At 62.0% G+C, this 12980-nt stretch carries 12 protein-coding genes, 1 tRNA gene and 1 pseudogene; 8 read left to right on the forward strand and 6 right to left on the reverse strand.

Going from position 1 to position 12980, the window contains the following annotated elements:
• Positions 1 to 2: 2 nt before the first annotated feature.
• The 3 genes from HHL26_RS11470 to HHL26_RS11480 form a co-directional block, all read right to left on the reverse strand.
• Positions 3 to 1118 (reverse strand): DUF47 family protein, encoded by a 1116-nt coding sequence (locus tag HHL26_RS11470; RefSeq protein WP_066554592.1) that lies wholly within the window; start codon positions 1116 to 1118, stop codon positions 3 to 5.
• 105 nt (positions 1119 to 1223) lie between these two features.
• Entirely contained in the window at positions 1224 to 3338 is a 2115-nt protein-coding gene (locus HHL26_RS11475; RefSeq protein WP_066554595.1) for a TonB-dependent receptor, read from the reverse strand.
• Positions 3339 to 3466: 128 nt separating this feature from the next.
• Positions 3467 to 4390, reverse strand: coding sequence for a LysR family transcriptional regulator (locus HHL26_RS11480; protein WP_066554598.1), 924 nt, complete (start codon positions 4388 to 4390; stop codon positions 3467 to 3469).
• A gap of 112 nt (positions 4391 to 4502) precedes the next feature.
• On the opposite strand from HHL26_RS11480, the gene HHL26_RS11485 reads away from it, so the two are divergent.
• From HHL26_RS11485 to HHL26_RS11510, 6 genes and pseudogenes are all read left to right on the forward strand, one after another.
• Positions 4503 to 4576: transfer RNA gene (locus tag HHL26_RS11485), tRNA-Gly, on the forward strand.
• A gap of 39 nt (positions 4577 to 4615) precedes the next feature.
• Entirely contained in the window at positions 4616 to 4810 is a 195-nt protein-coding gene (locus HHL26_RS11490) for a DUF4169 family protein (RefSeq protein WP_066554600.1), read from the forward strand.
• Between the two features lie 180 nt (positions 4811 to 4990).
• Positions 4991 to 5926 carry a hypothetical protein gene (locus HHL26_RS11495; protein ID WP_145907202.1) on the forward strand — a complete coding sequence of 312 codons (936 nt, stop codon included), beginning with the start codon at positions 4991 to 4993 and terminating at the stop codon, positions 5924 to 5926.
• Between the two features lie 159 nt (positions 5927 to 6085).
• Positions 6086 to 7303 (forward strand): argininosuccinate synthase, encoded by a 1218-nt coding sequence (locus HHL26_RS11500; RefSeq protein ID WP_066554604.1) that lies wholly within the window; start codon positions 6086 to 6088, stop codon positions 7301 to 7303.
• A 136-nt stretch (positions 7304 to 7439) separates the two neighbouring features.
• A complete protein-coding gene (locus HHL26_RS11505; RefSeq protein WP_066554607.1) occupies positions 7440 to 8072 on the forward strand; it encodes an EF-hand domain-containing protein in 633 nt (210 codons plus the stop codon).
• 72 nt (positions 8073 to 8144) lie between these two features.
• A pseudogene (locus tag HHL26_RS11510) lies at positions 8145 to 8687 on the forward strand (response regulator transcription factor); the annotation flags it as partial.
• Between the two features lie 579 nt (positions 8688 to 9266).
• Here the strand turns inward: HHL26_RS11510 and HHL26_RS11515 are convergent.
• Complete coding sequence (locus tag HHL26_RS11515; RefSeq protein WP_237229867.1) at positions 9267 to 9437, reverse strand: hypothetical protein; 171 nt, start codon at positions 9435 to 9437, stop codon at positions 9267 to 9269.
• Positions 9438 to 9644: 207 nt separating this feature from the next.
• Between HHL26_RS11515 and HHL26_RS11520 the strand changes: the two genes are divergently transcribed.
• Both HHL26_RS11520 and HHL26_RS11525 read left to right on the forward strand, forming a co-directional pair.
• On the forward strand, positions 9645 to 10238 hold the full coding sequence (locus HHL26_RS11520; RefSeq protein ID WP_066553042.1) for a TetR/AcrR family transcriptional regulator: 594 nt from the start codon (positions 9645 to 9647) through the stop codon (positions 10236 to 10238).
• Positions 10239 to 10324: 86 nt separating this feature from the next.
• Positions 10325 to 10999: a flavodoxin family protein gene (locus HHL26_RS11525; RefSeq protein WP_082748341.1), complete on the forward strand. Its 675-nt coding sequence runs from the start codon at positions 10325 to 10327 to the stop codon at positions 10997 to 10999.
• 18 nt (positions 11000 to 11017) lie between these two features.
• On the opposite strand, the gene HHL26_RS11530 is transcribed toward HHL26_RS11525, so the two are convergent.
• Both HHL26_RS11530 and HHL26_RS11535 read right to left on the reverse strand, forming a co-directional pair.
• On the reverse strand, positions 11018 to 11722 hold the full coding sequence (locus tag HHL26_RS11530) for a Crp/Fnr family transcriptional regulator (RefSeq protein WP_066553049.1): 705 nt from the start codon (positions 11720 to 11722) through the stop codon (positions 11018 to 11020).
• A 31-nt stretch (positions 11723 to 11753) separates the two neighbouring features.
• Positions 11754 to 12911, reverse strand: coding sequence for an alpha-hydroxy acid oxidase (locus tag HHL26_RS11535; RefSeq protein WP_066553052.1), 1158 nt, complete (start codon positions 12909 to 12911; stop codon positions 11754 to 11756).
• Positions 12912 to 12980: the final 69 nt, after the last annotated feature.

A 12980-nucleotide genomic window follows, 5' to 3' on the forward strand; every position in this document is an offset into this window, starting at 1 on the left:
GGTCAGGCGTGGTCGATGACCAGGCCGGAAATCTCATTGGCGACGTCCTCGAACCGGTCGGTCACCTTTTCCAGATGGCTGTAAATCTCGTTCCCGACGACGAAGTCCATCGGATTGCCCTGCCGCGCCTGGGCATAGAGCGCCTTGAGGCCCGTTTCATGCAATATGTCGGCGTGACCCTCCAGCTTCACCAGCCGCTCGGTCAGGTCATGCAGCCGCGCCGAATTGAGGTTCAGCGACCGCAGCAGCGGCATCGCCTCCGCCGTGATCCGCGCGCATTCGACGATCAGCGCGCTCATATCCTGCATCTGGGCGGGAAATTCCTTCACCTCGAACAGGGAGATCGCCTTGGCGGTCTTGTTCATCTGGTCGATGGCGTCATCCATCACCCCGATCAGGCCCGTGATGGCGCTGCGGTCGAACGGCGTCACGAAGATGCGGCGGACGTCCTGCAGCACTTCGCGGATGATGTCGTCCGCCTCATGCTCGCGGTCCGAAATCTCCTTGATATGGGCATCGATGTCCGGCCCGCCCTTGAGCAGCTTGGCGAGCGCATCGGCGCCGGCGACCAAGGTCACGGCATGATCCTCAAACTGCTCGAAAAAGCGCCCTTGCTTGGGCATCAGCGCGTGAAACCAGCGCAGCATTCCAGTCCTTTCGGTTTGCCATTCCCTGATCCGCAACAACGTCCGCACGAACAGGCCCGGGTCTTTCGGGGGTTCGCGAAAGGCTGCGATAATGGATTGCAGATCGGGTTCGTCGACGGCCTTTGCAGCTTCGGCCACGGGGAACCAACGCAGTTCCCGCTGCCCTTGTTCGGGCCATTGCGGCAACTGGCCGGTCACTGCAAGCGGGAAAACCTCGACCGTCGCCTCTTTGGTGTCGCCCCGCCGCCGCTTCTTGTCATAGCGATAGCGGCCGATCGGCGCGGGGCAGGCGATGCCGTGAATGCCCGCTTCTTCAAAGGCTTCCAGTTCGGCGGCGCGATGGCCGGCCATGCCCTTGATGCGATTGCCCTTGGGAATCACCCAGCGCCGCGTTTCGCGCGAGGTGATCAGAAGAATGCGCATCGACCCATCGGGATCGGTCGCATAGGGAAGGGCGGCGATCTGACGCATCAGCCGCCTTTATACGCCGCGAGGCGTGCATGACTTATGAATGGCCACCCCTGAATCACCGGCGCCTTGTAACAAAATCGTCACATTGCGCAATCGATCCGCTTGTCAGATCGACAGGCGGGCCGTCACCCGGATGTCGCGTCCCGCCAAGGGCGCGTAATCCTTGAGGAAACTGGCGGCTCGCCGCGCCTCGACATCGAAGATGTTGTTGGCGGACAGGGTGATGGTCGTCCGGTCATTGCCCTTGATGGGCTTGAAGGAAAGCGACGCATTGACCAGCGTGAAGCCGTCAGTCGGCGTCTCGGTGTCGGCAATGCGATCCTGCGCGAAACTATGTTCGACCTCGCCGCGCAGGTTCAGCCGATCGCCCTGCAATTCAACGCCCCCCAACAGGCGGAGCGGCGGAATCCGCGGAGCCGGGCCAGATCCCTTGATGGTGGCGCGGACATAGTCGGCCACCCCATCGAGATTGATGGCATAGCCGCCGATCTGCCCGACTTTCAGCGTGCCTTCCGCCTCGAAGCCGAGATAGCGGGCATTGGCCTGGAGGTTCTGATAGCAGGGGAAGTCGAGCGGTTCGCCGCCATTGACCGCCATGCAGACGCTGTCATCGGCCAGGGAATCATAGATATAGCCGTCGAACCAATTGTGATAGGCGGACAGCGAGATCGTATAGCCCTTGCCCTGGCCGCGTAGCGTGCCTTCAATGCCCCAGCTTTTTTCCGGCCCGAAATTGGGGTTGCCGAGCTCGAAGGCCTGTGTGCCCGCATGGTTGCCGCGCGCGAACAATTCCTCCGCCGATGGCGCGCGTTCGGTGCGGGACAGGTTCAGCCCGGCGCGCCAGCCGGGGATGATTTCCTGACTGATCCCCAGAGAACCGGACAGCGCGTCGAAGCTGCGATGATAGGTCGGGTTGAGCAGCGTTTCGTCGGCATCCGCGCCGACCCGCGTATGTTCGTAACGCCCGCCCAGTTCGACCCGCGTCGTGCCCAGGTCGAAGGACTGCAGCGTGAAGAATCCGAGCTGCTCGGTCTGGTTGCGCGGCAGGAATTTCTCTTCCCCCACGACATGGAAATTGCGGGCGAAGAACTGCGCGCCGATCGCGCCGTCCCAGCCGCCCCGCTTGGCTTGCACCAGTTCCAGCCGCGATTCGATCGACTGGTTGTAGAAGGTCGTGCCGACCGCGCCCGATTCCTCGATTTCCTGATGCTGGTAATCGGCAAAGCCCGCGCGCAGGCGGATGGATTCCAGGAAGCCGCCATTGACCGGCAGTTCTGCGCGCAGATCGGCGCGGTCCTGCTTCATGTGCAGCCGAACCTGCTCCGCCGTGCCACTGGGATCGAGCGAATAACGCACCGGCACGCCGTAGAAATTGTCGGTATGCGCGACCGAGAAGCCCAGATTCCCCCCGTCGGTGATCAGCGCCGCGCCGCCCGCCACTTCCCAGGTCCGCGCCGCGCTGTTGGGCAGCTTGCCGCGCAGACTGGCCAGCTCCTCAATCGCCGGATCGCTGCTGGCGGCGGCCTGTGCGCGTAGGGCGGGGGTCAGAATGTAATTGCCGGTATCGAGATCGCCGCTCTTCGAATAGCTGCCGTCGAAATGGACCACGATCTTGTCACCGATCGGTGCCTCGATCTCGCCCGATCCGGTGCGCTCATTGGCGGCGCTGCCATAGGTGGCGATGCCGTCGATATGGACCGGCTCGTCGGGCACGCGGCGCGGGATGCGGCTGTCGATCACATTGACCACGCCGCCAATGGCCGACGACCCGTAGAGCAGCGCTGCCGGTCCGCGCAGCACCTCGATCCGATCGGCGGTCAGCGGGTTGATCGCCACCGCATGGTCGACCGAGGTGTTCGACACGTCGAAACTGCCGATGCCGTCGGTCAGGATGCGGACGCGCTCGCCCTGGAAGCCGCGAAGGACGGGGCGGGAGGCGTTGGGGCCGAAGGAGGTCGCTGAAACGCCCGGTTGGTGGGCCAGCGTGTCGCCAATGGTGGGGCGCAGCGCGCGGGTCAGCGCTTCGCCCGAAACCACGGAGGTGCCCGACAATATGTCGCCCTGCCGTCGGGGGATGATGGCGGTAACGACGATGTCCGCTCGTTGATCATGATAGGCCTGTGGCGCGGTGTCGCTGGCGGCGTCTTGGGCAAATGCAGGAAAGGCGGCAGAAAGTGCGGATAGGGCGCAACCGGCACGCAACAGCGCGGAACGACACATTCGGTTCGTCATCCTTGAATCGGGAGGAGATGCGCTCTCCTATCTGAAATGATATAGCATATCAATACCGCTTCGGCGTATGAATAAGCATTGGCCGCGAAATCGCCTCATCCAGCCGCAAATAACAGTTAAAGAAAGAGAAATTCTGCCAGCGCGGCGGCGGCGGCAGGGCTTTGCGGACGGACGGCCTGCCGCACTTCTATGGCTGGCAGAGGGCGTTCGAGCGCAATCCGCCTGATCCCCGTCATCCGCCCCAGATCACGCGCCAGCGGGCCGAAGGCGGCGAAGCAACCGGCCCCTTCGCGCAGGATGGTCATGATGTCGAAGAGATTGTCGGTTTCCAGAACGGGATTGCCCAGCCGCACGCCGCCGCGCATTAGCGCCTCGTCGATGATCAGCCGCAAGCCGTTGCGCGGTTCCATGGCGAGCGTCGGCATGTCGGCCAGCTCCGCCATCGCCACGCTTTCGCTGCGGGCGAGTGGGTGGTCGACGCCGGCATAGAGGTTGATCTGCTCCGACCAGCCATAGCGGGAGGGCGGGTCTTCCGTTTCGCCCAAAGCGTAGAAATAGGCGATGTCGGCCTTGCCCCGATGCAGCGCCCATGCGGCTTCGTCGGCCAGATGGACCGTCAGGTCGAGCGTGATCGCGATATCGTCATTTGCCGCCTCGAAAGCTGCCAGAGCCTCCTGAAAATGGCCGAAGACCGGCGCGGGCGCGGCCAGGACGATGGTCTCCCGCGAGGGCGATGGGGGCGGGAGGGAAGCGCCGGACGGCGGTGGCGCGATGTCGTCGGCCTGATCGACTTGCCAATTGTCCGGCTGATCCTGCGACAGCAGGGTCATGGCCTGCGCCGTTTTCCGACCCGCCGCGGTGAGGCGGGCTTCTCCGGCCAGATCGTCGAACAGGCGGTAGCCCAGGCGCAGTTCCAGCGATGCCAAATCCCGCGCCACGTCATCAGGAGTGACGCCCAGATCGCGAGCGCATCGCGAAAGGCTGCCCGATGCCACCATCTGCGCGAATATGTCCAACTGGCGCAGGGAAGGCGTGGTCATGCCACCTGTTAGTGCAAATATCGCGTGGGGTTAAGGCGGATATTGGCCCCTTTTGTCACTTTGCCATATTGACGAACCCTGTCCGATGATGGCAGGGCGCTCAACCTGACGGGCGGGTATAGCTCAATGGTAGAGCACTAGCCTTCCAAGCTTGTGATGCGGGTTCGATCCCCGCTACCCGCTCCACCGTTAAAATACATTTCCTCATAGAGGCCCGTCCTTCTTATGGGCGACATCATCAATCTTCGGCAGGCCCGCAAGGCCAAGGCGCGTGCGGACAAGGACCGTCTGGCGCAGAGCAACCGCGCCAAATTCGGGCGCACAAAGGCCGAACGTCAGGCGCAGTCTTTGGAAGAAGAACGGAAGAACCGTCAGATCGAGGGCGCGCGTCTGGACAATAAGGACGATGATCCCAAGTAACCGTTCCTTATTTCCTATGGAAATGGAAAATATGCCGATCGCTGAATGTGTTTGATAAGGATGAACGGCTGCTAAGATTGGTCGCGTTCGGATCAACTCGTCGGCAGTTTCGCCCGATTGGTCTGGAATGGTGGCGGAGCATTGCGCTGAATCGTCAAGCTTGCGGGTTCAACCTGGGCTATGACTGGATACACTCGCTCAGTTCGCCCGGCCAGGGCCGCGATTGCCGCTGTTCTGGCCTTCAGTTCCCCCGCGCTGTTGGCGCAGACCGTCATACCGCCCCCCGACCCGGCGGTGGCGGTTCCCCAGGCCGAACCCGCGCCGCAGGCTGCCGCGCCTGCTCCGGTTTTCGCGCCGACACAGCCGATGGTCCAACCTACACCCCCGGTCGAGCAGCGTTTGGATGCCGCCATCGCGGCTTCCAAGGCTGAGAATGCTGAACCCGCACCGCCTGTCGCGGTGAAGCGTGCCGTGCCCAAGCCTGCGGTCAAGACGGTGGCGCGGACAGTTGAACCGGCTGCGCCTCGCGCCGAACCGCCGGTACAGCGTGCCGCATCCTCTCCGACACCGCCGCCGCCCGCCAAAACCGCGGCCCCGGCTGAACCAGCAGTGCCTGCGCCCCAGGCGCCCGTTCCACCGTCGGAAGCCGGGATCGATCCAGCGCTGTTATGGGCCTTGGGCGGCGGTTCTCTGCTGCTCGTCGGGCTGGCGGGCGCGGCGCTGTTGCGCGGGCGCAAGCGGCGCGTTGTGGAAGAGGAATGGGTGGAAGAGGTGAGGCAGCCTGCGCCGATGGAAGCCGTACCTGCGCCTGCTCCGGCCATGCCGCTGATGACTCCGCCCCCGGTGAGCGTCACCGCGCATAGTGAAGAGGATCGCACCCTTGAGGCGATGGTGGCAGCGCCGCCCAGCCCGGAGAACCCGTTCCGCACCCATGCGAAGCGGATGACTCGCGCGAGATTCCTGCTTGCCCAGCAACAGAAGCAAGCGGCAATCCAGTCGGCTCCGGTCACGGCCCCGGCCGATTCGCCCCGGCCGATGACGACGCCCGCGCAGACGGTCTATCGCTTCGGTTCCGACCGGAGGCGCGAAGGCGTCTTCAAGCCACGGACAAGCTGAGTCCGATCGACTTCTGTCGAAAAGGGGATGCCGGTTTCGATCGGCGTCCCCTTCGTCATGCTATAGTTCCGTCGATTCGGTTGCACTGGAACGTCCGGCCTGATACCGGCCCGCCGGTAATTGCATGGCCGCTCAGGCCCGCCTCAAGGAAAGTTGCCCATGTCCGACAAGATCAACCGCATCGTTCTTGCCTTCTCAGGTGGGCTGGATACCAGCGTGATCCTGAAATGGCTGCAACAGACCTACCAGTGCGAGGTGGTGACCTTCACCGCTGACCTCGGCCAGGGCGAGGAACTGGAGCCGGCGCGCGCCAAGGCGCAGCTCATGGGCGTCAAGGAAGAGCATATCTTCATCGACGACCTGCGCGAAGAGTTCGTGAAGGACTATGTCTTCCCGATGATGCGCTCCAACGCGCTTTATGAAGGGCTCTATCTGCTCGGCACGTCGATCGCCCGCCCGCTGATCGCCAAGCGCCAGATCGAGATCGCGAAAATGGTCGGTGCCGATGCGGTGTCGCATGGCGCGACCGGCAAGGGCAATGACCAGGTTCGCTTCGAACTGGGCTATTATGGCCTCGCGCCCGACATCAAGGTGATCGCTCCGTGGCGCGAATGGGATCTGACCAGCCGCACCAAGCTGATCGAATTCGCAGAAAAGCACCAGATTCCGATTCCCCGCGACAAGCGCGGCGAAAGCCCCTTTTCGACCGACGCGAACATGCTGCACACCAGCTCCGAGGGTAAGGTGCTCGAAGATCCGTGGGAGGAAACCCCGGACTATGTCTATTCGCGCACGGTCAATCCGGAGGATGCCCCCGACGCGCCCGAATATATCACCGTCGATTTCGAGCGTGGCGACGGCGTGGCGATCAACGGCGTCGGCATGTCGCCCGCGACCCTGCTGGAGACGCTGAACGACTATGGCCGCAAGCATGGCATCGGCCGTCTCGATCTGGTCGAGAACCGCTTCGTCGGCATGAAGTCGCGCGGCATGTACGAAACGCCGGGCGGCACCATCTATCATTTGGCCCATCGGGGGATCGAGCAACTGACGCTGGATCGCGGCGCCGCGCATCTCAAGGACGAGTTGGCGCCGCGCTATGCCGAACTCATCTATAACGGCTTCTGGTTCTCGCCGGAGCGCGAGATGTTGCAGGCCGCGATCGACCATAGCCAGGAAAAGGTGACCGGCACCGTTCGCCTGAAGCTCTACAAAGGCGGCGTCTATGTCGTCGGCCGCAAATCGCCCAACTCGCTCTATAGCGAAAAGGTCGTGACTTTCGAGGACGATGCCGGCGCCTATGACCAGCGCGACGCGGCGGGCTTCATCAAGCTCAACGCGCTTCGCTTGCGTTTGTTGGGACGCCGCGACCGCTGAAGAAAGTCCGTCACCCGATACAAATTGCGACATTTTATCGGGTGACGTGACAAATTTGCGGGACAAAACTCCCCGATAAGCGTTTTCATGGACGGCGAGGCGCCGTTCGTGACAGGCGTTTTGAAGGAAGACCCCAATGATCCGCAAATTCATGACCACGGTGGCTGTTGGTTCGCTGTTCGTTGGCGGGCTCGCCGCCACGCACCTAGCCTTCGCGCAGGATGACGGCCCCCACGCTGGTGGAGCGCGTGGCGGCGGCATGTTGATGATGGCCGATGCCAATAAGGACGGCGCCGTCACCAAGGCGGAACTGACCGCCGCGCTGGAAGCCCGCTTCGCCAGACTCGACGCGAACAAGGACGGGACGCTCGATCAGGCGGATCGCGACATCCTCCGTCAGCAACGGCTCGATGAACGTTTCGCCGCGCTGGATACCGACAAGAACGGCCAGATCAGCAAGGCGGAATTTGCCGCCGGGCATCAGGGCCACGATGGCATGCATGACCATATGGGCAAGCCCGATGGGCCGGACGGCCGGGGCCATCGCGGATGGGGACACGGCATGGGGGGCGGTCCGGGCGGCGAGATGAAGAAGGACGGCGCCATCACCAAGGCCGAGTTCATGGCCCGCCCGCTCGCCATGTTCGACAAGGCCGACGCCAATCATGACGGCAAGGTGACCGCCGACGAAATGAAGGCGGCGCGGCAGGCCTTCCGCGACGGCTGGCGCGACCGCAAGGGTCCGCCGTCACCGCCACCCGCGAACTAAGGGCAGGGGCGAAGGCGTTGATCGCACGCCTTCGCCCTTCCACCCCACACCAGCCATGACAAGAACTGGACCATGAGCGAACGACCCCATCTGCTGCTCGTCGACGACGAGCGTTCGATCCGCGAGCCGCTGGCGCAATATCTCGTCCGCAACGGCTTTCGCGTCACGGCTGTCGAAAATGCGGGGGAAGCGCGGATGCGCCTCAACGCCAATGCGATCGATCTGGTGATCCTGGACATCATGATGCCGGGCGAGGACGGGCTGTCGCTCTGCCGCCATATCCGTGAAACCAGTGAGATCCCGGTCATCCTGCTCACCGCGAAATCGGAAGAGACCGACCGCATCGTGGGCCTGGAAATGGGGGCGGACGATTATGTGCTGAAGCCCTTTTCCCCGCGCGAACTGGTCGCTCGCATCAAGGTGATCTTCCGCCGCGTCGCGACCGGCGGCCAGCGCGTCACGGCGCCTGATGGCGCCACCTATGCCTTTGCGGGCTGGCTGCTCAAGACGCAGGAACGCACGTTGGTCGACGGCGAGGGGGTGGCGCTGCCGCTCTCCACGGCGGAATATAATCTGATGCTGGCCTTCACGACGCGGCCCAATCAGGTGTTGAGCTGTGGATCGGCGCCGATGCGTAACCCTGCCCTTGCGCAGCACAACTATCTGAAATAACGTGCGAAATTGAGATAGTGCTGGGGTTCGAACCGGCGCCGATCGGGACCCCGGCGCCGTAGCATTTTTAGTTCACTTTCAGCGGCTTGGCCGAAATCTAAGCGGGTTCCGTCTCCAGGCCGATCCACAGCGTCGGGTCAAATGGTAGACCGGCCATCGACCTGAAATGCTCAATCTCGGTTTCGACACCCGACGGGCCATTTGCGTAGCAATTTTGTGTAACAGCCAACTCGACCATTTTTCGAGGTTTTGCGGAGAGTTGCGGGCGAACTGCATGCGCATTGTGTAGCAGTTTTGTGGAGCAGACGCGCGGAGAGGACCGTCTTTGCGACGATTCTCTAGCGTTTTCCGATGTCTGGAAAAGAATGGTGCCAGAAGAACACTCCCATCGGGCACCCAAGAGGCTGATTTTCCCTGCAAACCGGCAGTGGAAAATCACCGGCACCATCAATCGCACCAACACACCGTCTGGAAAAGGCTGGATGTCCCCGGACAGGGGTAAAATTATGCCGTGACAGCCGCTTAGTAGTAGCCATATGGCGGGCGAAAGGCGTGATCGTTATCGTCGCCGAACAGCTTATTTTTCTCGAAACGCTGCTCGAGGCCGTCAGCCGAAAGCGCAGCCTCGCGCGAGGCCAGTCGGCGCTCGGCCAACCCCACGAATTCGGCGCCGCGGCCGGTGCGCGTTGACATTTCCTCGCCTCACAAATTCGCCACCAGCCATCTCAACCGATTGAGCAAGATATCTCTTCGAGCACTACATCAAGTGCCTTCGCACTGCCGAAGCCAACGCGACAGGCTGCTCTGGCGAGCACCGCACCGCACCGCGTCCACCGGCGCACTTGCGATTAGAATATGAAAGGTGATTATACGCCAAGTCGCATAGAATGAGGAAATGCCATGGCGCGCCCGCGAGAATTCGACGCCGATAAGGCCCTTTATGCGGCGTTGCGCCTTTTTTGGGAGCGCGGGTTCGACGATACGTCGCTGGCGGAACTCGCAGATACGATGGGCATTGTGCGGCCCAGTTTGCAGGCCGCCTTCGGATCTAAAGAGGATTTGTATCGGCAGGCAATCGATCTTTACGGTCGGGAAGCGATGGCCTTCGTCGACGAAGCCGTCGGGAGCGATAGTGCCGCTGAGGTCTGCCGCCTGTATCTCAAGGGTTATTGCGATATCCTGAGCGATCCCGGGACGCCACCGGGATGCTTCATGATCAAGGGCTTGGTGTCGGCGGGCCGTGGTGCCGCCGTCGCGCGGCAGGAGGGCGTGAGCAGGCAGCAGAGCTATGAAGCCTTGCTTGAACAGCGGTTTCAGGGTGCTCAGCAGAGCGGAGATTTGAGCGAGGACATCGACGCGCGCGCGCTGGCGGAAACACTGACCGTTATCGCCAACGGCCTGGCCGTTCGTGCCGACATGGGGGCCACCCGCGCCGAACTCCATCGGCTGGCCGACTTTGTTCTTGCCAACCTTTTGATTCCAAGCGCGCAATGATTCTATGCCGACATGCATAAAACAGATTGACGGCCTGACATGTTGGATTCTATGCGACTTTGCATATTATCCTGCGGAGTTGTGCGATGTCGGAATCGATCAAAGTGGCGATCGTGTATCACAGTGCGTTCGGACACACTCGCCGTATCGCGGAAGCCGTGGCACGGGGAGCTGAAACGATCGAACGAACCATCGCGACACTGGTGGCGGTTGAGGACGTGGCCGATCATTGGGATCTTATGGATGCCGCGGATGCCATCATCATGGGCGGCCCCACGTATATGGGCAGCCTTTCGGCGCAGTTCAAAACCTTCATGGATGCAACGTCGCGTGTGCAATATGTGGAAAAGCGATGGGACGGTAAGATCGCCGCGGGTTTTACCAACGGCGGCTCCCGCGGGGGCGACAAGCAAAACTCACTTATCCAGCTTATGACGTTCGCAGCGCAACATCAGATGCACTGGGTGGGACTGGGTCTGAGCTATGGCAACAATCGCGCGAATACCAATGACGAAATTCTCAATCGCGATACCTACTCGATCGGTATGGCCGGCCAGTCGAACATCGACCAGGGCAGTGACGTGGCGCCGCCCCCATCCGACCTGCGCACCGCGGAATATCTGGGTCGGCATGTGGCTGATTTCACCCAGATCGTGGCGGCTGGCCGCAAGGCACTTAACCGGCCGACGCTTCCCGATGGACCGGGGGGTGCCGAAATCCATGATCCTGAACGGCGCGGCATTGACGAGATCGCCGTCTGACCGCAGCGCTTGGCCGCGTCAGCGCGAGAAATCGCGCAGCCGAGCGCCGCTGTGCGCCGCGATTTCCAATGCGGGAAGGTTGGTGAGAACGATCGCGCCGTTGCGGATTGACAGCCATCCTTGCTCCTGAAACCTTTGCAGCATCCGGTTTACGGTTTGCCGTGTCGTTCCTACCATTGCTGCCAGTTCGGATTGTGATAGCCGGGTCGACAGGGCAATGCCTTCCGTATTCGTCTCCCCGAAGGTCTGGGCAATGTCCGTAAGTCGCTGGGCCAGCCGGAAAGAGACTTCGTTGAGCGTCGCACCGGCAAAATGGTCGCTAAGCAATCGCATGTGCCGCGACAGCAGCTTCAACAGCGCGCTGTTGATTTCGAAATGAGTGAGCCGTAATCGGTCAATAGTCGTGCGATCTAACAATTGTAGCTCGACATCTTCGTGGGCGTCCGCCGTCTGCGGGCGCGGCTCGCCGTCGATGACACTGCTGGTACCAAAGCAATCGCCAGGCCCGAACAACTGGTAGAGCAAATCGCGCCCATCCTCACCCATCACCGACAGGCGGACGGAGCCTGAGACGATGCGGAACATTTCATGTCCTTCATCGCCCTGGGCGTAAATAAGCGCCCCTGCTTTCACGTGACGCCGACAGGCTGCGCCTAGCAGCGCGCGTGCGGTATCCTCGGGTAACCATTGAACGATATCAAAAGGAGCAAAACGCGGCGCCATGCGACAATGATCAACCACTTGGCAGAACTGGTCAAGCGAACGCGCTCAACCCTACGATGCTCCGGTCCAGCTCCCCCAGGCTGCGCGCGCCACTCAATACCATGCAACGTTCAACTTCATCACGAAGGAGCAAGATCGCGCGTTCAACGCCTTGGCTTCCCGCAGCCGCGAGGCCGTAGAGATAGGGGCGACCGATGGAACAGGCGTCCGCGCCCAGCGCGAGCGCTTTGACGATATGGGAACCGCGCCGGATGCCGCCATCGCAGATGATTTTCGCGCGTCCACCCAGCGCATCGGCAATCGGCGCGATCTGATCGATCGGCGCGGCGGCGGACTCAAGCTGCCTTCCGCCGTGGTTCGACACCATGATGATATCGGCACCGGCATCAACCGCGTTACGGGCATCGTCCGATCGCAAGATGCCCTTGATCGCAAGCGGGCCGTTCCAGCGCGCTGCGAGCCAATCCACGTCCTTCCAGGTCAATGAGCGATCGAACTGGCCGTTGACATATTCTTGCAGAGACGTTGTCCCCCCAGACATTGCAGTAACGCGGTGCGCGACGTTGACGAAATCGAATTTGCGACCGAATAATGCGGGGATCGACCACCGTGGCTTGGAGGCGAACCCAAGGAACCCTTGGGGTGTCAGCCGGGGCGGCAAGGTAAGCCCGTGCAGAAGATCGCGCTCCCGCTTGCCCGCCATGGGCGTATCCACCGTCAGCACCAGGCCATCGTAGCCTCCGGCACGCGCGCGCTCCACGAACTCCTCGGTTAGCCCGCGGTCTTTGAAAATATAGATTTGAAACAACTTCGGCGCCCGCATCGCGTGCCCGAACTCCTCTATTGTCGTCGTACCGAGAGTGGAGAGGCAATAGGGGATGCCAGAAGCGGATGCGGCTTGCGCGACCGCGAGCTCTGCATCGTGGTGGAAGAGGCGTGTCAAGCCGGTGGGAGAAAGGATCAGTGGAAACGGTATGCAATGTCCGAAGATTTCGGTTTCCGTGCTGACGGTGGATACGTCTGTGAGCATCCTGGGCAGCAGCTCGTACCGATCGAAGGCCGCGGTCGATCGGCGCAGCGCCACCTCGTCTTCCGCTCCGCCGTCGATGTAATCGAATATGGGGCGCGGCAACATACGGTGGGCGCCCCTCCGCAACGCTTCGATATTGTGCCAGCGATTTTCGCGCATAAAGGCTCCTCCCTGCGCAAGGTCTAAATCAAACGACACGAGGATGCTGTCATCCGGATGACAGCGCTC

It is taken from the genome of Sphingobium sp. TB-6, assembly GCF_012927365.1.
In the GTDB taxonomy this organism is placed as follows: Bacteria; Pseudomonadota; Alphaproteobacteria; order Sphingomonadales; family Sphingomonadaceae; genus Sphingobium.